The following is a 19595-nucleotide window of genomic DNA, read 5'->3' as shown; positions in this document are numbered from 1 at the left end:
CTCCGTTTACCGATACAAGCTACCATGGCAAACGGAGACATTGCCTCCGGATAATCCCGATTACTGTTAGGATTAACCTGTGAATCCCGTCACCACCGCGCCACCACCTCGGCGTCTGCGCGCGGACGCCGCCCGCAATCAACAGCGCATCATCGCGGCCGCCCGCGAGCTGTTCGCCGATCGCGGACTCGAGGTCACCCTCGACGACGTGGCCGAGCGGGCAGGCGTCGGCGTCGGCACGGTCTACCGCCGCTTCGCCAACAAGCAGGAGCTCATCTCCGAGGTCTTCGACCAGATGGTCACCGAACTCGGCGGGGCCGTGGATGTGGCACTGCACCACCCGGATCCCTGGCAGGGCCTGGTCGATCTGTTCGAGTACTCGTGCCGGCACATCGCGGTCAACCGCGGTTTCGGCGAGGTCATCCTCGAACTACACGACAGCATGGACCGCTTCTGCGTCATGAAGGACCGCATTCGACCCGGCATGCAGGCGGTCATCCAGCGCGCCAAGGACGTCGGCGCGCTGCAGCCCGATGTCGAGGCGGGCGATTTCTTCGCCATGGTCAACATGGTCGACGGCATCGCGGGCTTCGCCCGGCCGGTCAATCCGGACGTCTGGGAGCGCTATATGGCGCTGATCCTCAATGGCGTCCGCGGCGACGGCGTGCCGCGCATGCCGCTGACTCAACCCCCATTGACCGAAGACGAGGTGGAACGCGCGAAAGCCGCGGCGTGCCCACCGCGCAAACGGTAGCGGACATCACACTCCCGGTTTAGAGTTGGTCGCATGACCAACTCTTGGGTGAACTGGGCCGGAGATCAGAGCTGTACTCCGGCGTCCATTGCCGAACCCAGCTCGCCCGAGGACGTCGCGGCAGTACTGGCGCAAGCCGAGGCGAAAGGCCATACCGTCCGGGTCGCGGGGTCCGGGCATTCCTTCACCGAGACCGTGCTCACCGACGGCACGCTCATGCGCCTCAACAAGCTCGACCGCATCCTGCACGTGGACCGCGCCACCGGCCTGGTCCGCGCCGAGGCCGGTCTGACGCTCAACGCCGCCAGCAATGCGCTGCACCCGCTGGGCCTGGCCTTCCCCAACCTCGGTGACATCGACGTGCAGTCGATCGCGGGCGCAACGGCCACCGGCACCCACGGGACCGGTTCCAAGCTCCAGAACCTTTCCGCCGCACTGCAATCGGTGGAACTCATGCTCGCCGACGGCAGCACCGTCGAGCTCAACGAGCAGACCGATCCGGATGGCTGGCGCGCCGCGCGGGTGAATGTGGGCGCGCTCGGCGTGGTCACCGCCGTCACCCTGCAGATGGTGCCGTCGTTCGTGCTCGAGGGCGTGGAGCGGCCGCTGCCGGTGGAGGAGGTGCTCGCCGATCTGGACACCCACGTCGACGGCAACGAGCACTTCGAGTTCTACATGTTCGCGCACAGCCCCCTCGCGATGACCAAGCGCAACAACACCGTCGACCTGCCGGAGCAACCGCGCGGCAAAGCCGTGGACTGGTTCTCCGACATCCTGATGACCAACTACACCTTCGACGCCCTGTGCCGACTGACCCGCCGGCGCCCCAGCCTGATCCCCACCATCCAGCGCGCCGCCGCCTACGCGGGCAGCTACCGCCGCCAGGTCGAACGCTCCTACCGGGTCTTCGCCAGCCCCCGGCTGTTCCGCTTCACCGAGATGGAATACGCACTGCCGCGCGAGCATTCGGTCGACGCGATCCGCGAGATCAAGGAGGTGGCCAAGCACTTCGACACGGCGATGCCGATCGAGGTCCGCTGGGTCGCCCCCGACGACGCCTTCCTCTCCCCCGCCGGTGGCCGCGAGACCTGCTACATCGCGGTGCACCAGTACCAGGGCATGGACTACGAACCGTATTTCCGTGCCTGCGAACGGGTTTTCGATCGCTACAACGGCCGCCCGCACTGGGGCAAGCGACACTTCCAGACCGCCGACACGCTGCGTGAGCGCTACCCGGAGTGGGAGAAGTTCGCCGAGGTCCGTCGCCGTTTCGACCCCAAGGGCCGGTTCACCAACGCCTACATCGAACGCGTACTCGGCCCGGTGAACTGAACCCGAAGAACTGAAACAGGACTAGTATCGGTTGCTGAAAGATCGCTGCATCTGCCCCGAGCGTGACCAACGTAGGGAGGTTCCGATGTCTTCTTTCGGCGACAAGATGAACGAGGCCGGTGACCAGGCCACGGCCGCTGCCCAGGACATGAGCGACAAAGCGCGCGAGGCAGCCGACAAGGCGCGCGACGACATGCAGCACGCGGGCGAGGACATGAAGGAGAAGGTCGGCGGCTTCATGGACAAGATCAAGGAGAAACTGGGCGGCGGATCGAAGTAAGGGACCAGCGACGATGCCGACGAATGACGACTTCGACGCCAACGCCGAACGTCTCGCCGACGACCTGCGCACCACCGCCGACGACCTGACCACCGATCTCGGGGTCACCGCCGCCGATCTGCGGGACCGCGCCGAGGCCGCCGCCGGGCAACTGGCCGAACGGGCCAGTGGCGCCGCCGCCGAACTCGCCGACCGTGCCCAGAACGCGGCCGCCGATCTCGCCGATATGGCGAAGGCATTCGCCGACAAGATCACTCCCGAAGATCTGCAATCCACCCTGGAACAGGTGCGGGCCAATCTGGACCACGCCGCCCAGGACGTCCTGGCGGCAGTGAACGAGATCGTCACCGCCGTGAAGAACAGGACGGGAAAGTAGTGGGACGCACCGATTCCGGGTCGACCGACCCGGAATCGGTTTCCGTCCATCACCGCGCGGCGGTGGCGCCCCGGGTCTTCTGGCCCGCCGCCATCGTGGTCACCGCGTTCACCCTCTACGCCATCATCTTCCGCGACACCGCCGCCCGGCAGGCGAAAGCCCTGCAGGACAATGTGATCGGCGGATTCGGCTGGTACTACATCGTGATCGTCACGCTGTTCGTGGTGTTCGCGATCTGGCTGGGGCTGGGCCGATTCGGCGATATCTCCCTCGGTGAGGACGGCGAGAAGGCCGAATACTCGCTGGGCGCTTGGCTTTCCATGCTGTTCGCGGCGGGCATGGGCATCGGCCTGGTGTTCTGGGGCGTGGCCGAGCCGCTGTTCCACTACGAGGATCCCCGGCCCGGCGTCGGCTCGACGCCCGCGCAGCGCGCGGATTCGGCCATGGTGCAGACGTTTCTGCACTGGGGCATCCACCCGTGGGCCATCTACGTGGTGGTCGGGCTGGCCATCGCGTACTCCATTCATCGCAAGGGCCGGCCGGTGTCGATCCGGTGGTCGCTGGAATCGCTTGTCGGCGACCGGATTCGCGGCTGGCGCGGCGATGTCATCGACATCGTGGCGGTGATCGGCACGGTCTTCGGCGTGGCCACCTCGCTGGGCCTGGGCGTGCTGCAGATCTCGGCCGGGCTGAATTACCAAGGCTGGCTGCACGAACCGGGCAAGGGCCTGCAGGTGGTGCTGGTGGTCGTGGTGACCGCGCTGGCCACGGTGTCGGTGGCGACCGGGGTGGACAAGGGCATCAAGCTGCTGTCGCAGGCGAACATGGGCGTGGCCGGGCTGCTGCTGCTCTACGTGCTGATCGCCGGTCCGACCCTGTTCATCGTCAACGACCTGGTGCAGAACATCGGCCAGTACCTGCAGACGCTGCCCAAGATCAGCCTCTACACCGGCGCGACCGAGGGCCCGGCCGGCACCGCGTGGACCCAGCAGTGGACGGTCTTCTACTGGGGCTGGTGGATCAGCTGGGCCCCGTTCGTCGGTGTGTTCATCGCGCGCATTTCGCGCGGCCGCACCGTGCGGGAGTTCGTGGCGGGCGTGCTGCTGGTGCCGACGGTGCTGACCTTCGTCTGGTTCGAGGTCTTCGGCGGCGCGGCCCTGCATCGCGAAATGCTCGGCGGCGGTGGACTGGTCGGACCGGACGGTCCCGATCGCGACAGTTCGCTGTTCGCGCTGCTCAATACGCTGCCGGGTGGATCGGTCACCGCGGGCCTGGCCGTGCTGGTGATCGTGTTGTTCTTCGTCACGTCCGCCGACTCCGGCGCGCTGGTGGTGAACATGCTGTCCTCGGGCGGCAATCCGGAGCCGCCGACCTGGAGCCGGGCCTTCTGGACATGCACCCAAGGCGCGGTAGCGGTCGCGTTGCTGGTGGCCAGCGGCACCGGCGCGACAGCCTTGACGACCTTGCAGACCGTGGCGATTCTCATAGCCCTGCCGTTCAGTGTCGTCATGCTCGCGATGTGTGTGGCGTTGGTGCGCACTTTCCGCCTCGAGGCCCTTTAGACTTCCATCCGGAAGATTACGAAAACGTCTCGGATTGGATTCACCGCGTCATGTTCAAAGGCTTCAAAGACTTCCTGATGAGGGGCAATGTCATCGATCTTGCGGTGGCCGTCGTCATGGGTACCGCCTTCACCGCCATCGTCACCTCGGTGACCAAGGGTGTGATCGAACCGCTGCTCGCGACCCTGGGCGGCAACAAGGAATTCGGTCTGGGCTTCCAGTTGCTGGCCGACAAGCCGTCCACCTTCGTGGCGCTGGGCCCGATCATCAGTGCCGCGATCAACTTCGTCTGCGTGGCGGCGGTCCTCTACTTCGTGCTCATCCTGCCGATGAAGACCTTCCAGAACCGGCTCGCCAAGCCCACCGCGGTGAAGGCCGATCCGACCGAGCTGGAACTGCTCACCGAGATCCGCGACCTGCTGGCCAAGCAGAACGCGAACAAGTAGGTCCGGGAGTCTCCACTAGGCTTAGCCGAGTTGTTGCCAGCAGCTCGACCGAAGCCTAGAGGAGACATTCATGGCATCCGCCCCGGCGAGCCGGTGGGCCATGCTCGCCGTGCTGTGCGCGAGCCTGCTGCTGGTGGCGATGGACGCGACGATCCTCAATGTCGCGCTGCCGTCGCTCATCGATCACATGGAACCCAGTCCCATGGAACAGCTTTGGATCGTCGACCTGTACGGCCTGGTGCTCGGCGGCCTGCTCATCACCTGCGGCGCGATCAGCGACCGCTACGGTCGCAAGCGGTTGTTCCTCTCCGGCTTCGTGCTTTTCGGCCTGGCCTCCATCGTCGCCGCCACCGCCCACGCACCCGCCCAGCTGATTGCGGGCCGCGCGCTGCTGGGCGTCGGCGGCGCCATGGTGATGCCGTCCACCCTCTCGCTGATCCGCAATATCTTCACCGATGACAAGGAACGCACCCTGGCCATCGGCATCTGGGCGTCCGTCGCGGGCGCGGGTGCCGCCATCGGCCCGCTGGTCGGTGGCCATCTGGTCGAGGCGTTCGGTTGGTCGGCGGCCTTCTGGCTGAACGTGCCCGTGGTCATCATCACGGTCGCGGCCGGACTGTGGCTGCTCCCGGAGTACCGGGCGCCGGGCCACGGCCGCCTGGACTGGATCAGCGCGGTGGCGTCCGTGCTCGGCGTCGTGGCCCTCGCCTGGGGCATCAAGCATGTGGCCAAGGGCAATCCGGCGCTGATAGACCTGGTGATCCTGGTCGCGGCTTTCGTCCTGCTCGGGTACTTCGCCTATCGCCAGTTGCGCTCGCCGGACCCGCTGCTGGACGTGCGGCTGTTCAAAAATCGCGCGTTCACTGCCGCGGCGCTGGCCACCCTGCTGGCGATGCTCGCCATCGGCGCGGCCCTGTTCCTGATCTCGTTGTGGCTGCAATACATTCACGGCTACTCGCCCTCGCAGGCCGGTGTGCGCACCCTGCCCGCCGCCATCGCGACCCTGCTCGGCTCGCTGGCCACCCCGTGGCTCATGCAGCACGTGGGCGTGCGCGCCCTCATGGGTTTCGCCTTGGGCGCGCTGGCAACGGGTTTCGCGGTGCTGGCCGCGGTGCCCGACACCACCTATCCGCTGGTGGCGTTCATCCTGGTCTGCCTCGGCATCGGCGACGGCATCGCGATCACCACGGCCGCCGCGGTGCTGGTGTCCGCGGTCCCGCCCGAACGCGCGGGCCAGGCGGGCGCGGTCGAGGAGACCAATTACGAGCTCGGCATCGGTCTGGGCGTGGCGCTGCTGGGCAGCATTCACGGCCGCCTGTTCACCTCGCACATGACCGGATTACCGCTGCAGGGCGACGATCTGGCCGATGCGCAAGGCTCGGTGGGCGGTGCGGCCTACGTCGCCGACAAGATCGGCGGCACTACCGGGCAGCAGGTGCTCAGCATCGCCCAGCACGCCTACGATTCGGCGCTCACCACCACCTCCTGGATCTCGACCGCCATGGTGGGCTCGGTGGCGGTGCTGACGGTGATTCTGGTTCCGCGCGGCTTCAAGGCCACCTCCGCGCACTGAGAGTCATTACGCCAGTGACAGTTTCAGCTGCGCCAACCCGGAACGGATACGCGCCTTCACCGCGGGCAGCCCGATCCCCAACTGCGCGGCCACCTGCGCGTAGGTGAGCCCGCCGTAGAAGGCGAGCACCACCGATTCCCGCTGATACGGTGTGAGCGTGGCCAATCCGCGCCGGATGGCCCGCTCCTCCTGCCGCCGCAGGATCTCCTCGGCCACCACATCGGTGGCAGGACGGTAATCGCAAACCCCCCAACGGTGTTCGTGCCCGGCCGCGGTGCACTCGCGGCGCACCCGATCCACCGCCTGATGGTGGGCCAGGGTGGTGAGCCAGGTCAGCGCATTGCCGCGGGTCGGGTCGAAGCCGGCGGCGCTGCGCCAGACCTGCAGATAGACCTCGTGACAGGTTTCTTCGGCATATCCGGTGTCGCACAGGATGTTCAGCACGCGGGTGTAGATGAGCCCGCGGGTCCGGCGGTAGAGCTCTTCGTAGGCAGCGCGGTCACCCTGCGCGATGCGGCCTACGAGTTGATCGAATTCGCTGCTTCTGCGGCTACGGGCCGCATGGGCAGATTGCGATAGACGTGAGGAATTCACGTTCGCCCCCAGATCGACGTTATCGAGCACACATGTCGATACGAGCCGTCGAGGACTGGGACGGTCGATACTGCGCACGGAAACCGGCCGGGGACAGGGGCTTTCGATTCCGCCAACAGTCCAGGCTACGCCCGGCTCGCCAGCACCGAAACGCGTTCCAATTAACCGTATACAATCCCGCGAAACCCGCCGAGGCTCAAATATGCAGGCCCAGTTCGACTATCCCCTGGGCCACCGCGTGCACGGTCACCCGGTTGCGCCGAGCGTGCGCGCGGATCAGTTCGAAGGCCGCATCGGGCGTGGTGTGATGTGCGTGCGCGATCACGCCTTTGGCCTGCTCGACCACGATCCGGGTGGACAGCGCGTGCTGTAGCTGCTCGGTCACCCGTCGGTGGCGCGCCACCAGATTCGCGGTGACGATATGCCCGGTGGCCATGCCCGCCAGCAGGGTGGCCACCGACAGATCCTTCCCGGTCCAGGTCCGTGGTGCGCGCGAATACAAGCTCAGCACACCGGCTTCGGTCTCGTCGAGGCGCATGGGAATGGCGGCCACCGAGGAAATCCGGTGCTGCCCAGCCAGACTCGTGTATTCCGGCCAGAGATCGCCGTAGCTGTCCAACTCGGTGACGGTCACCGGGGCCCCGCAGGCGTGCGCCACCACACCCGGCCCGCGTTCGTAATCCCGCTGGCAGACCTCGAGATCCAGCAGTTCCTCGGGCATACTGGCAAAGAATTCGGACCGGTCGCCTCGTAATTGCGGGGACAGCGCCACCGTCACACCACCCGGTTCCAGCACATCGATGGCACTGCGCATCAATTCGTCCAGAATCCGTGGCAGTTCGTGTGCCGCCGGTAGCAGCCGCGCGAACCTCGCCAGTACCGCCACCAGCAACTCACTGTCGGACACCGCCATCACCCCGCTCGGCGAGCGCCATCGCGCCCGCCACGTAAGTTCCTGTGCCGCTCTTGCCGTTCAGCTCATGGTATTGGCCCGGCGGGGTGGCGCGGAACAGTTGCGCTCATTCCGCCTCGATCCGAATGCTGCGCTCCACCACCCGCCGCGCCACCTCCACCAGCGAAAGCCCGTGCGTGAAGGCGTATCCACGCAGGCGGGCATAGGCGTCGGCGATATCGATGCCCAGTTGCGCGCTGGTCATGCCCGCCGCCTGGTGAATCCATCTGCTGGACAAGGGCTGTGCCCACTGCTGCGCCTCGTCCCCGGTGGCCAGCACCAGGCTGGCGGTCACCAGATCGGCGATGTGCAGCGCCGCCGACAACAGGCGCGGCCCCGGACGGCCGACGGTGTCCCGGTACAGATCCACCGCCCCGAGCCGAATCGACCCCAGCCGCAACGGCACCGCGAACATCGACCCCGGCAGCGCTCCCGGCGACGCCGCCAGCGCCTCCGCGAAGCCCGGCCAGTGCTCGCAGTCCACGCTCAACTCCGAGACCACCACCGGCACCCCGTCGGCCACCGCCGTGACCGCGGGGCCCTCGCCCGCCGTAGCCTGCGCGAGCTCCACCCGTTCGGCGAATTCGTCACTGGCGCACCAGGGTTGCATGCCCGCGTCGCGCTCTTCCAGCACGATGGCGGCCCGCCGTACCGGCAGCACCCGCACGCAGGCGGAACAGACGGCGACCAGTCCGCCGCCCGCATCCCGCACGGCACGCAGGAACTGTCCCGTCAACTGGTCGAACTGCGACGAAGCCATCACCATCGAACCGCCCCACAATCATCGCCCGGCGATGAGTTATTCGGTGCCCGGGGCCAGTATCACTGTCACAGCTCGACAACGAACAGGGCCGAAAGTCACTGGGGGTGGCCCGATTCCGCGCGGTGCGGAATACCCAGGCGATACAGGCCCCGCAGGTCGTAGGTATGGGTGGCCAGAGCACCCAGCGCCAGGCCGAATCCCAGCCCGAACAACGTCATCCAGATCCCGGTGCTCAACCCCGCCTCCAGATGCCCGTCGAAGAACAGGATCGCCCGCACCGACAGATAGATCTGATGCATCGGCTCGAAGCTCGACAGCGCCGCGATCCAGCGCGGAATCGCCTCGACCGGAATCGAACCCGACGAGGACGGCAGGCCCAGCACCACGAACACGATCATATTGATCAGCAGGCCCATGGTCCCGAACGCCGCCAGCACCGACAGCCCGGTGATCGCGACCGCGATGATGGCCAGCGTGCCGTAGAGGAACAGCGGCAGCGGCTGATCGATCGGCATGCCGAAGAGCCGGGCGATGCCCATGAACATGCCCGAGAGCACCGGCGCGGTGAGCGCGGCGATGGTCCACTTGATCAACAACGTGCGCCAGCGGCTGATGGAGGTCGGCTCGGGCGCACGGAACCACGGACCGTATTCGGCGGGCAGGTAACCGAGCACATTGTCGATCATCGAGTGGATGATCATGGCCCCGCTGAAGCCCGCGAACAACAGCACCAGCGTGTAGAAGAAGGCCGACAGCCCCTGCCCGGTCCCGGCGGGCAGCGGTCGATACGGACTGACCACCACGTCGATGGGCTGGGCCAGCTGCAACCGTGCGGCGCCGCTCAATTCGGTGGCGGGCGCGCCGTCGTGCGGTGCCAGCGCGGCCTTCACCTGATCGGTCAACTGCGCACCGACGGTCGTATTGACCGTGGCCATGGCCCGGTCGCTGACCCGCTGCATGATCGAGGAGGCGTAGGTGCCCGCACGCGGATTGGTCTGCACGGTGATCACCGGGCGCTCGATGTCGCCGGGCACCACCGCGGCCGCGCCGAGAATGGACAGACGCTTGGTGAAGTCGCCGGGAATGATGATGGCGCCGTAGATCTGGCCGTTGCTCAACTGCTGGCGGGCCTCGTTGATGCCGACCACCCGCAGATCGATCTTGTCGGCCGGGATCTTCTCGGTCAGCGCGGCCGCGATCTGGTCGCCGACATTGACGGTCTTGCCGTTCATCACGTCGCCCACGTCCTGATTGACCAGGGCGATCGGGAAGTCGTGCAGGTTCTTCTCCGGATCGGAGGTGTAGCCGAGGTACATGGTGCCGATCAGGGCCGCGAGCACGGTCAGCACCAGCGCGGGGGCGAACCAGCCGCGCAGCGGGACCTTGCCCGTCACGGGCGCACCGTCTTTCGTCATGCGACTGAATGTAGGCAGCGACAACAAAGTAGTCAACGTCAACATAGGCGAGTGTGTCCGATATCCTGCTCTCACCATGACCATCGCCAAGCGCAAGGCCCGCACCGTGGCGGAGCGCGCGCGTTCCTACCACCACGGAGACCTGCGCGCCGAACTGCTGCGCCGCGCCGAGGAGACCCTCGGCGCGGTCGGCGTGGACGGTCTGTCGCTGCGCCAGCTCGCCCGCGACACCGGCGTCAGCCACGCCGCGCCGAGCCGCCACTTCCGCGACAAGCAGGCCCTGCTGGACGCCCTGACCGTGGCCGGATTCGACCGGCTGGCAGCCGGATTCGAGCAGGCCGCCGCCACCGGCACCTTCCCCGAGCGGCTGCGCGCCATGGCCCACGCCTATCTGCGTTTCGCCATCGACAATCCGGCCCTGCTGGCCCTGATGTTCGCGCGCAAGAACAGTCCCAGCGTCGCCATCGGCGAGGCCGCGGCCCACGCCTTCGCCGTGCCGATCGAGATGGTCGCCGACGCGCAGGCCGGTGGCGAGGTGGTGCCAGGCGAGCCGCGCCGCATCTGCCTGTCCGCGGTGGCCGCGCTGCACGGGCTGGCCGCCATCCTCGGCTCCGGACTGGTTCCCGGCGAGGAGGCAGACAGCCTCTTCGACGAGATGGTCGGCCACATGATGGACGGTTTGCGCCCGCGACGCTGAGTCCGATGCGCCCGCGACGCTGAGCCCCGATTGCGTCCCCGACGCCGAGGTGAAGCATTCACCCGTAACCTTTCGGGCGTGGCAATCGAGAAACGACAGTGACGATCGAAGGCAGGCAGTACGGCGGACGCGCCGTGACCGAACGAAAAGCCGAACGCCGGCAGCGTTTCCTCGACGCCGCCATCCACATCTTCGGTGAGCGCGGCTACGCCAACTGTTCACTGGCGGATGTCTGCGCGGCCGCCGGACTCTCCAAACGCCAGTTCTACGAGGAGTTCCAGACCCGCGAGGACGTCCTGGTCGCGGCGTACGACCAGATCCAGGACATGGCCGCGCTCGCCCTGGCGACCGCGGTGAGCACCATGGGCCCCGACCCGGACCCCGCCGACACCGTGACCCAGGCGCTGACCGCGTTCCTGAACTCCATCGGCGCGGACCCGTTTCGCGCGAAGGTCGCCTTCGTCGAGGTGGTCGGCGTGAGCGAAGGGATGGAACGACACCGCCGCGACCGCCGCCACGCCTGGGTCGACACCATCCGCCTGGCCATCGGGCCGTTGGCGGGATCCAACGCCACCATCCGCGGCAATGCGGAACTCGCGGGCAGTGCCCTGATCGGCGCGATCAACGGTCTCGCCCACGAATGGCTGCTGTCGGACCCACGTCCACCGGTCGGCGAGCTGGTGGACGTGCTGGTCCCCATGGCTGTCTCGCTCATCAGTCGCGATCCCGCCTAGCCGGTTACATGAGCTGTCGCATGAAGTAGGTGTATTCGAGGGCGCTGGTGTGCGCCTTCTCGTCGTTGTTCGCCCCGCCGCCGTGGCCACCCTGGGTGGCCTCGTAGAACAGGTAGGGATCGCCGAATTCGGCCAGCCGGGCGGCGAACTTGCGGGCGTGCTGTGGCCCGACGCGATCGTCCTTGGTCGTGGTCCACACCAGCGGCGCGGGATATTTCACGCCCGGCTTCAGTTGGGCATAGGGCGAAATTGATGCCAGGAAGGCCCGCTCGTCCGGATTGGACACCGAGCCGTATTCACCCACCCACGACGCGCCCGCCGCGATCTGCTCGTAGCGCAGCATGTCCAGCAGCGGTACCTGAATGTCCACGGCACTGAACAGCTCCGGATGCTGGGTGAACTCGACACCCATGAGCAACCCGCCGTTGGAGCCGCCCTGAATTCCCAGCCGCCGCGGCGAAGTGATCTTGCGCGCGATGAGATCGTTCGCGACCGCCGCGAAATCGTCATAGGCCTTCTGCCGGTGCGTCTTCAGCGCCGCATCGTGCCAGGCCGGACCGTACTCGCCGCCGCCCCGGATGTTCGCGATGACGTACGCCCCGCCGCGTTCCAGCCAGGTCTTGCCGAGTTGCCCGTTGTAGCCGGGCGTGGACGAGGTCGCGAAACCGCCGTAACCCCACAGGATCGTCGGTGTGCTGCCGTCGTAGGCCAGGTTCGCCGGATGCACGATGAAGTAGGGCACCTGGGTGCCGTCAGCCGAGGTGGCCTTCAACTGCTCCATCGTCAGGTGCGAGGAATCGAACCGTGCCACTGCGGTTTTGACCTGCGCCAGCGCCCCGGTGGCGGCGTCGACACGCCAGAAGGTTGTCGGGGTCAGCATGGAGGTGACCGAGAGATACGCCGTCTCGCCCTGCGAATCGGCGTCGATACCGGAGACGGTGGCGTTGTCCGGCAACGTAATCGGTGCGGAGGTCCAACCGGTCGGCTGCGGGGTGTAGATGGTGGCCCGCCCCTTCACGTCGTAGAGCGACGTGACCAGCACATGACCGCGCGTCGTCATGACGCCCTGCAAGGTCTCCTGCGGCCCGGGTTCGTAAACGAGCGTGGCCTGCAACGCATCCGGGTGCGCGGTCAGCTGATCCGCATCCAGCGAAACCAGCGACCCCGACCGGAAGGTGGCCCCGCCGGTCGTCCAATCCTGTTGCAGCGCGACCAGAACCCGATTCCCCACCATCCCCTGCAACTCGGACTTGGCGGGCAGCGCGACCCGCGTCCCGTCGACCAGACTCACCTGCGCCTCGTAGAACGACGGCCGCCGCACAACCAGATTCAGCCGCTTGCCGTCGCCTCCGTCGAGCAGCACGGCGGCGGTGGCCAGGCCATCGCTCTGCTGGCCGCGAGCGACCTCGACCGCCTGGTCCAGACTCTGCCCGCGCCGCAACCGCTTCAACACGTACGGATACCCGGACGCCGTCTTCTCCCCCGGCTGCCACTCCCGTGACACCAGCAGCGTGTCCGTATCGACCCAGGTGACGTTCTGCTTGCCGCGCTCCAGCCTGAACCCGCCGTCCACGAGCCTGCCGGTCCCCATATCGAATTCCCGCACGGTGACCGCGTCCTCGCCGCCCTCCGACAGCTGCACCAGGCACCGCTCGCGCGTCACCGGATCGCAGGTCATCCCCTTCCACACCCAGTTCTTGCCCTCGTCCCGGGCCAGCGCGTCCAGATCCAGCACCGTCCGCCAGTTCGGCTGCGGCGATTCGTAATCCGCGACCGTCGTCTCCCGCCAGATCCCCCGCTGATGGTCGGCGTCCTGCCAAAAGTTCCCGATCATCCCGTGATGGAACTCCGGCACCGGCAGCCGATCCGCCGCATTCGCCAACGCCTTGGCCTGCGCGAAATTCTCCGCATACCACGGATCCTGCTCCAACACCCCGAGCGTCTTGGCGTTCTCCGCCGCCACCCACGCATCCACCCGCGGACTGCTGAGCTCCTCGAGCCACTGATACGGATCGCTCGCGGCCGTCGACCCACCGCACGCGGCCAGCAGCAGCGCCGCGAATCCCAGCACGGCGGCCCGCATCCCGATCTTGCGCACGGCATGATCGTAGCCATGAGCGAGGAGCGCTGGGCCGACCCGCACGCCACCGCGGCGGTGCGCAGGCTGCTGCGGCGCCACCGCGACACCGTGGCCACCGTGCTGGCGGCCGCACGCCTGGACGATTTGAACGAACTCGCCGACGCCGCAGCGCAATACGTCGCCACGCCCGAAGGTCCCTGTACCCCGGAAGGCGCGGCGGTCGCCTTCGCCATCGCTCAGCACGCGGCTATCGCGTATCGGACCGGTCCACAGCGCGAGCGGGAGTTCATCGACCGGTTCATCGACAGCTGGATGGTCGAGCACGGGCACGCGTTCGCGACCGCCGTCGCAGTAGCCCGCCGAGGGATCCAGGTGGAAGGTCCGGACCCACGGACAGGCCGGATGACGGCGTGGTTGCGCCTGGTCGCAGCGAATGAAGAGAGCCCGAGGGACGCCGATGTCCTGACCCGGCGGTTACAGACCCGCCTGGCCACGCCGACCGACGCCGAGCCACCCCGAACGGACGCGAAATCCGTGACCACCGACCAGATCCGGCGTTTCGAGGCCGCCATGGTGGACGGGCGGCGCTGGCGGGCAGCGGCACATCGCCGCTTGGTCCTCGAAGATCCGGCGCTGAGCCAGTTGGCGAGATGGCTGGTCTGGGCCAGCTTCGATCGCCACGGCACCGCGACCGGCACCTTCCGGATCGACGCCGACTACACCCTCCGGGACGCGACGGGCACCCGTGTCGAACTACCGGCAGACGCGCTACTCGGCGTGGCTCACCCCATCCATCTCGGAGATTCGCTCCCGGCATGGCGGAACACCCTCGCCGACAACAGATTCCGCCAGCCTTTCGAGCAGCTCGACCGCCGCGTCTACACCCTGACCCCGGACGAGGCCGAGTCGAATCGCCTGTCCCGCTTCATCGATCGCCAGATCCGCACGGATCGCGTCTTCGCCCTGCAAGAACTCGGATGGGAGATCGGGCAGGACAAGCTATCGCGCCGATTCGGCCCGACTCGTGAGCTGCTGGTCAGCCTCACCCCCGGGATCGAAGGCGGCTACCGCTACGAGCCCGAGCTGCAGACCATCGTGTCGGTGGAACTCCGAGGCGGCTCGTTCGGAGTCCTGGACCCCGTCACCGCCTCGGAGTTGATCCGTCAGCTGGAGCGATTGGCCGCGTGACGCCCGGCCCGGCGGCCGAAGAACGACCCGGACCCGAGCTGGGTGCCGCTGGAGTAGCCCTTGCCGTCCTGGGCCAGCGTCGATGCCGTGGCACCGGCCGCATACAGCCCCGGAATCGGTGATCCGTTGTCCCGCAGCACTTCCCCGTCGGCTGAGGTGCGCAGACCGCCCAGCGTGAACCCCGCGTAGAGCGCCTTGCCCAGCGTCAGATCGAACGCCGCCCACGGCCCGCGATCCTGCGGCTCGAGCCACTCACTCGCCTTGTGGAATTCCGGATCCTCGCCGCGCGCCGCGTTCTCGTTGTACCCGTCGAGCGTGGATCGCAGTGCGTCATAAGGAATTCCGAGCGCGGCAGCCATCTCCTCGACGGTCTCCCACCCGTCGATGAACGGCGCCAGCGGGAACATCGGCCGTTCCATATGCTCGGAATCCACGATCAGATACGCCACCGCCCCCGGCTGATCGAGCACGAAGGCGGACGTCCGCGCGTGATACGAGTCCTCGGCGACGAACCGTTCTCCCTTGCGGTTCACCACGATTCCGGTCAGCAGCTTCGACGGCGGATACACCGGCGCGGTCACGAACGCCTGATCCATCATGCGAGTAGCCGCCCCCGCGGAAACCCCGAGCCGAATCCCGAGCCCGTCATCGAACGGCGTGCCGAGCACGAACGGCTTCTCGGTCAGCCACGGCACATGCTCGGCCACCATGCCCGAGTTCATCACGAACCCGCCCGCGGCCAGCACCACCGACTTCGCCCGCACCGCACCGGTATTCCCGAGGTTCTTCCACCCCACCCCGGCCACCGCACCGTCGGCATCGGTGATCAACTGCGTCACCCCTGTCTCGTACCGCACCTCGACCCCCAGCGCCGCGGCCCGCTTCACCAGCAGTTCGATGATCATGGCCGCGCCCTGGGTATCCCCCGGCACCGGCACCTTGTGCCCGCGCGGCGCGGGTGTCGCCTGATCCCGGTAGGGCCAGACCTTTTCGTTCCCCGTGTACATCAGCCCCTGGGTGCCCGGCTGGATGACGGCCTTCTCCGGGTAGTAGCTGCGCTCGAATTCGAACCCGAGGCTCTCGAGCCAGTCGAAGTGCTCGACACTGCCGTCGCAGTAGGCGCGAATCTTCTCCGGTTCGGGATCCCGCGACACCGAGAGCAGGTACTTGTACATCTCCTCGGCCGAATCCTGGTGTCCGGTCGCCTCCTGCACCGCGGTCCCGCCACCGAGATAGAAGTGCCCGCCAGCCAGCGCCGTGGTCCCACCCGCGACCCCGGCCCGTTCCAACACCAGCACGCGCGCCCCACGCGCGGCCGCCTCGACCGCCGCACAACCACCCGCGATCCCGAATCCGACGACAACCACGTCGACCTCATCGGACCAGGCGGTAACCGATTCAGCGGCAAGGGTTTCCGGTATCTCTGTGCTCACTGCGCATCCTTCTTGATCTGCTCGAAGAACAGCCGCATATTCGGCCCGATCTCCGCGAGTTCGATGAACGGCACACCCGAAGCGGCCCCGTCCAGGTAGGCGAACCGCATCTGCCCGCCCATATCCCCCTGCTGCACCACGTCGATCCCCTGTGCCGCAGCATCTTTCAACGCGGCATCGAAGTCGGCGGGTTCGAGGCAGATGTGATGCAGCCCCGCGCCTCCACGCTCGAGGAATTCGGTGTAGATGGACTCCCCGGCCACCGGCTGAATGAGCTCGAGCTGCATGTCCCCGGCATACGACAGCGAGATATGCGCGGTAAAGTCCGCGGCCGCACCCCGGTACCGGGTGGTCTCCGGCCCGAACCGCACCTCCGGCATCCGCATCCACTTGCGAGCCCCGAGGAGCGGCCCGAGGAACTTCTCCCCCGCCTCGATGTCCTCGACAACCCAGGCGATCTGCGTGACGGGCCCGTTGGCCGCGCTCATGGTGTCCACCCGGCCGAGTTAATCACAATCGCTTAAATACGCAAGGGCTACTCTTCGTCCGGATCCGGATCGGTCGGCGACGTCCACCCCTTGTTGCTCAGCCCGTAGAAGGTCGAGACCAGCAGATACAGCACCAACGCCGCCAGCGGAGACAAGAATCCGATCCCGATGGTGACCGCGTAGACGAGAATCCCCGGCCAAGCCCGCCACCGCTCCCGCCGTGCGTAATCCGCCCCCAGCCCCGCCTTCAACATCTCCGGCCGCTTCTCGAGCTGCCGCCACATGGGAGCCCACGGGATCGTCATGATCACCCCCACGATCCCGTACAACGCCACCGCGACCGTCGCATCCCGCTGCGTCCCGTGCACCAGATTGTCCGCGACCACGATCGTCGGAAACGGCACCAGCGAAACCCCCAGCAGCAGCATGAGATTCCACCACCGCAACACATGATCGATGCTGCGCAACCGCCCGAAGAAGGTGTGGTGATTCATCCACACCACACCGATGGTCATGAACGACGCCAGATAGGCCAGATACACCGGCCAGATATGCCACAGCTCCGGCAAAAGCCGCCCCGGTTGATGGGGCGGCACTTGGATATTCAAAATCAACAGGGTGATGGCGATTGCCATCACCCCGTCGCTGAACGCTTCGACCCGAGCCGTTCCGGTCAAGGTGCTGCGCGGAACCGAACCCTCACTCATGCACCGAAGCGTAGCCCGCTTCCAACTGAGCCTCAGATCGCCTGACCCGCTTGATGGTTCGCACCGTGATCACCATCAAAACCGTGGTCACGCCGATCATCAACACACTCGACAGCCAGGCCATCGTGTGAATGGGCAACTGGTAGGCGAGCACCACCCGCAGCGCCGACTCACCGATCATCCCCACACCCCACATGGCCGCGATCCGATTGTGCGTCCGCCGCACCATGGGGATGTTGTCGAACTTGTACTGCATCTCGGCCAGCTTCTGCGGCGACCCCGAATACGCCTTCCGCGCAGCCACATACGTCAGCGGCTTGCCGACCAGAGCGCTGACCGCGAACGCAATACCGATAACCCCCGTGGTCAGCGAATCTCGCACGATCATCATGCGAGCGTCACCACTGATCATTGAACTGGCGATCCCGAACACGAACCCCGCCAGGATGAGCGCCGACATGGCATCCACCCGCCGAGCCCGAACCACCTCGACAACCACCATGACCCCCGAGATCACCGCACCCGCCAGCAGCGCGGAAAAATCGGAATACCCCGCCGCATGCAGCCCGTAGTACGCGGCCAGCGGCACCGCGATATCGCGGATGGTCGGAGCCAACATGCGCAACAGATTCGGACGAGTCTCCGCCCCCTGCGGCGCGTTCACAGCGAGAGTGTGATCAGCCATTTCGGAACTCCTGTAATCGTTTGATCGCTACAGGAATGACGCTACGGACGCGCGGACCTCGCCAAATCTGCCAACCATCACCTCTCGGCCATGACAGTTGTCACCGTCGCAGCCGATTCCAGCCGATGCCCCTTCGTCTCCGGCGCACCCCACACACAGATCAGGAAGCCCACGGCCGTCACCGCCGCCGCGAAGAGAAAAGTCGGCCCCATCCCGAGATGATCAAGCGACCAGGGCAGCAGATACGTCCCCAACGCCGCCCCCACCCGGCTGATCGAGGTGGCGAACCCGACCGCCGTGGCACGAATGTGGGTGGGGAACAACTCATTCGGATAAGTCCAGTCCAGCACGTTCGGCCCACCGCAGAAGAACGCGTACAGGCACAACATGGCGAAGCCCAGCACCGCCGGCATGGCAGGCCAGACCCCGATGAACAGCACCGGAATGATCATCAGCCCGAAGCACCAGACGATCGTCGGCCGACGCCCGACCGTATCGATCAACCGCATCGCAGGCAGACAGCCGATCAGGAACACCAAGCTGATCAACGCCGTCCCGAGCGTGTCCATCCACGTCCCCGCAGGCATCCCGAACGACGCCAGAATCTGCGGCCCGAACGTCAGCATGGCGAACAGCACCGCCACCTGGCACAGAAAGAACCCACTACAGAACAACGTCCGCTTCCGATAGGCGGGCCGAAACAACTCCCGCAACGACCCATGCGGCACCGGCTCATCCGACTCCACCAGCGACGCCGGATCCACCCGCACATGCAAGTACTTCTGAATCATCTCGGCGGCCCGATCCGCCTTCCCATGCTGGGCCAACCACCGCGGCGACTCCGGTGCAGTGCTCTGCCGAATCACCAGGAAGAACGCACAGAGAACCGCCCCACTGGCCAACTGCCATCGCCAACTCCCGTTCCCCCCGAACGTCAACAGCAAATACCCCACCACATACGCCAACACCGACCCCGCATACCAAGCCACAATCTGAAACCCCAGCAACTTCCCCCGCTGCTTCACCGGCAACCACTCACCAAGCAATGACGTAGCAATCGGATAGTCCGCCGCCACCGCCATCCCCAGAACGAACCGCAAAATCACAATGAGCCAGAGCGATTCAGCCCAAAACGAAGCAATCGAACAGGCCCCCATAACAACCAAGTCCGCCGTATACATAACCTCCCGCCCCACCTTGTCCGTCAACACCCCAAACAAGGCCCCGCCCACAAACATCCCCACCAGCGCCGAAGCCCCGATCAACTGAATCTGCCCGGTACTCAAATCCAACTCAGCGGTCATCCCGATAAGCGCAGTCCCCACAATGCTCAGGATGTACCCATCCAACAACGGCCCACCCGAACAAGCCACAGCCAACCGCTTATGAAACGAAGTAAACGCCGCATCATCAATAACCGAACTCACGCAGCCTCCAAAACTAGGACAACCACTCAGCAACAGTTCAGTAACCCCAAAAACCTACCCGCCAACCCCCAAACCCAACCCCACCCACAGCGCGTTTCGTGTTTTGTCT

At 66.4% G+C, this 19595-nt stretch carries 20 protein-coding genes; 10 read left to right on the top strand and 10 right to left on the bottom strand.

All coding sequences use genetic code 11. The features are described from left to right. The first annotated feature begins 79 nt into the window (after positions 1–79). From ACYVN4_RS04000 to ACYVN4_RS03970, 7 genes are all read left to right on the top strand, one after another. Entirely contained in the window at positions 80–754 is a 675-nt protein-coding gene (locus ACYVN4_RS04000; protein ID WP_460717837.1) for a TetR/AcrR family transcriptional regulator, read from the top strand. A gap of 33 nt (positions 755–787) precedes the next feature. Beyond that, complete coding sequence (locus tag ACYVN4_RS03995; protein WP_460717836.1) at positions 788–2086, top strand: D-arabinono-1,4-lactone oxidase; 1299 nt, start codon at positions 788–790, stop codon at positions 2084–2086. 85 nt (positions 2087–2171) lie between these two features. Continuing rightward, positions 2172–2366 (top strand): hypothetical protein, encoded by a 195-nt coding sequence (locus ACYVN4_RS03990; RefSeq protein WP_460717834.1) that lies wholly within the window; start codon positions 2172–2174, stop codon positions 2364–2366. A 13-nt stretch (positions 2367–2379) separates the two neighbouring features. After that, positions 2380–2742 carry a hypothetical protein gene (locus ACYVN4_RS03985; protein ID WP_460717833.1) on the top strand — a complete coding sequence of 121 codons (363 nt, stop codon included), beginning with the start codon at positions 2380–2382 and terminating at the stop codon, positions 2740–2742. Beyond that, on the top strand, positions 2742–4304 hold the full coding sequence (locus ACYVN4_RS03980) for a BCCT family transporter (protein WP_460717832.1): 1563 nt from the start codon (positions 2742–2744) through the stop codon (positions 4302–4304). The genes ACYVN4_RS03985 and ACYVN4_RS03980 overlap by 1 nt, the downstream gene beginning before the upstream one ends. Positions 4305–4354: 50 nt before the next feature. Then, entirely contained in the window at positions 4355–4750 is a 396-nt protein-coding gene (gene mscL / locus ACYVN4_RS03975; RefSeq protein ID WP_460717831.1) for a large conductance mechanosensitive channel protein MscL, read from the top strand. A 70-nt stretch (positions 4751–4820) separates the two neighbouring features. Next, the gene (locus tag ACYVN4_RS03970; RefSeq protein WP_460717830.1) at positions 4821–6323 is read left to right on the top strand and encodes an MFS transporter; all 1503 of its coding nucleotides are present in this window, start codon (positions 4821–4823) and stop codon (positions 6321–6323) included. Positions 6324–6329: 6 nt separating this feature from the next. Here ACYVN4_RS03970 and ACYVN4_RS03965 read toward each other — a convergent pair whose 3' ends face one another. The 4 genes from ACYVN4_RS03965 to ACYVN4_RS03950 all read right to left on the bottom strand — a co-directional run bounded on the left by ACYVN4_RS03965 (position 6330) and on the right by ACYVN4_RS03950 (position 10047). Beyond that, positions 6330–6947 carry a sigma-70 family RNA polymerase sigma factor gene (locus ACYVN4_RS03965; protein ID WP_460717829.1) on the bottom strand — a complete coding sequence of 206 codons (618 nt, stop codon included), beginning with the start codon at positions 6945–6947 and terminating at the stop codon, positions 6330–6332. A 166-nt stretch (positions 6948–7113) separates the two neighbouring features. Continuing rightward, positions 7114–7824, bottom strand: coding sequence for an ANTAR domain-containing protein (locus ACYVN4_RS03960; RefSeq protein ID WP_460717828.1), 711 nt, complete (start codon positions 7822–7824; stop codon positions 7114–7116). Between the two features lie 112 nt (positions 7825–7936). Beyond that, on the bottom strand, positions 7937–8629 hold the full coding sequence (locus ACYVN4_RS03955) for a GAF and ANTAR domain-containing protein (protein WP_460717827.1): 693 nt from the start codon (positions 8627–8629) through the stop codon (positions 7937–7939). A gap of 98 nt (positions 8630–8727) precedes the next feature. Next, positions 8728–10047, bottom strand: a complete 1320-nt coding sequence (locus tag ACYVN4_RS03950; protein ID WP_460717826.1) for a YhgE/Pip domain-containing protein — start codon at positions 10045–10047, stop codon at positions 8728–8730. Positions 10048–10123: 76 nt separating this feature from the next. Between ACYVN4_RS03950 and ACYVN4_RS03945 the strand changes: the two genes are divergently transcribed. Then, positions 10124–10744: a TetR/AcrR family transcriptional regulator gene (locus tag ACYVN4_RS03945; protein WP_460717825.1), complete on the top strand. Its 621-nt coding sequence runs from the start codon at positions 10124–10126 to the stop codon at positions 10742–10744. Positions 10745–10878: 134 nt separating this feature from the next. Then, positions 10879–11478, top strand: a complete 600-nt coding sequence (locus tag ACYVN4_RS03940; RefSeq protein WP_460717824.1) for a TetR/AcrR family transcriptional regulator — start codon at positions 10879–10881, stop codon at positions 11476–11478. Positions 11479–11482: 4 nt separating this feature from the next. Here ACYVN4_RS03940 and ACYVN4_RS03935 read toward each other — a convergent pair whose 3' ends face one another. Then, the gene (locus tag ACYVN4_RS03935) at positions 11483–13576 is read right to left on the bottom strand and encodes a prolyl oligopeptidase family serine peptidase (protein ID WP_460717823.1); all 2094 of its coding nucleotides are present in this window, start codon (positions 13574–13576) and stop codon (positions 11483–11485) included. A gap of 15 nt (positions 13577–13591) precedes the next feature. Between ACYVN4_RS03935 and ACYVN4_RS03930 the strand changes: the two genes are divergently transcribed. Beyond that, positions 13592–14746 (top strand): DUF4132 domain-containing protein, encoded by a 1155-nt coding sequence (locus ACYVN4_RS03930; protein WP_460717822.1) that lies wholly within the window; start codon positions 13592–13594, stop codon positions 14744–14746. Here ACYVN4_RS03930 and ACYVN4_RS03925 read toward each other — a convergent pair. From ACYVN4_RS03925 to ACYVN4_RS03905, 5 genes are all read right to left on the bottom strand, one after another. Beyond that, positions 14722–16179, bottom strand: a complete 1458-nt coding sequence (locus ACYVN4_RS03925) for an FAD-binding protein (protein WP_460717821.1) — start codon at positions 16177–16179, stop codon at positions 14722–14724. The genes ACYVN4_RS03930 and ACYVN4_RS03925 overlap by 25 nt on opposite strands. After that, on the bottom strand, positions 16176–16667 hold the full coding sequence (locus ACYVN4_RS03920) for a VOC family protein (RefSeq protein WP_460717820.1): 492 nt from the start codon (positions 16665–16667) through the stop codon (positions 16176–16178). Before ACYVN4_RS03920 ends, ACYVN4_RS03925 begins: the two co-directional genes overlap by 4 nt. Before the next feature lie 47 nt (positions 16668–16714). Next, complete coding sequence (locus ACYVN4_RS03915) at positions 16715–17374, bottom strand: TMEM175 family protein (protein ID WP_460717819.1); 660 nt, start codon at positions 17372–17374, stop codon at positions 16715–16717. Further along, on the bottom strand, positions 17367–18059 hold the full coding sequence (locus ACYVN4_RS03910; RefSeq protein ID WP_460717818.1) for a VC0807 family protein: 693 nt from the start codon (positions 18057–18059) through the stop codon (positions 17367–17369). The genes ACYVN4_RS03915 and ACYVN4_RS03910 overlap by 8 nt, the downstream gene beginning before the upstream one ends. A 77-nt stretch (positions 18060–18136) precedes the next feature. Beyond that, complete coding sequence (locus tag ACYVN4_RS03905) at positions 18137–19486, bottom strand: MFS transporter (RefSeq protein WP_460717817.1); 1350 nt, start codon at positions 19484–19486, stop codon at positions 18137–18139. Positions 19487–19595 lie beyond the last annotated feature (109 nt).

The sequence above is a fragment of the Nocardia heshunensis genome, assembly GCF_054782115.1.
This window is presented reverse-complemented; position numbering and strand designations above follow the sequence as displayed.

Bases quoted from the DNA above. Each gene is read 5' to 3' on its own strand.
- ACYVN4_RS03995 (WP_460717836.1), top strand. From the start codon at position 788: ATGACCAACTCTTGGGTGAACTGGGCCGGAGATCAGAGCTGTACTCCG.
- ACYVN4_RS03990 (WP_460717834.1), top strand. From the start codon at position 2,172: ATGTCTTCTTTCGGCGACAAGATGAACGAGGCCGGTGACCAGGCCACG.
- ACYVN4_RS03985 (WP_460717833.1), top strand. From the start codon at position 2,380: ATGCCGACGAATGACGACTTCGACGCCAACGCCGAACGTCTCGCCGAC.
- mscL (WP_460717831.1), top strand. From the start codon at position 4,355: ATGTTCAAAGGCTTCAAAGACTTCCTGATGAGGGGCAATGTCATCGAT.
- ACYVN4_RS03970 (WP_460717830.1), top strand. From the start codon at position 4,821: ATGGCATCCGCCCCGGCGAGCCGGTGGGCCATGCTCGCCGTGCTGTGC.
- ACYVN4_RS03955 (WP_460717827.1), bottom strand. From the start codon at position 8,629: ATGGCTTCGTCGCAGTTCGACCAGTTGACGGGACAGTTCCTGCGTGCC.
- ACYVN4_RS03950 (WP_460717826.1), bottom strand. From the start codon at position 10,047: ATGACGAAAGACGGTGCGCCCGTGACGGGCAAGGTCCCGCTGCGCGGC.
- ACYVN4_RS03945 (WP_460717825.1), top strand. From the start codon at position 10,124: ATGACCATCGCCAAGCGCAAGGCCCGCACCGTGGCGGAGCGCGCGCGT.
- ACYVN4_RS03930 (WP_460717822.1), top strand. From the start codon at position 13,592: ATGAGCGAGGAGCGCTGGGCCGACCCGCACGCCACCGCGGCGGTGCGC.
- ACYVN4_RS03920 (WP_460717820.1), bottom strand. From the start codon at position 16,667: ATGAGCGCGGCCAACGGGCCCGTCACGCAGATCGCCTGGGTTGTCGAG.
- ACYVN4_RS03915 (WP_460717819.1), bottom strand. From the start codon at position 17,374: ATGAGTGAGGGTTCGGTTCCGCGCAGCACCTTGACCGGAACGGCTCGG.
- ACYVN4_RS03910 (WP_460717818.1), bottom strand. From the start codon at position 18,059: ATGGCTGATCACACTCTCGCTGTGAACGCGCCGCAGGGGGCGGAGACT.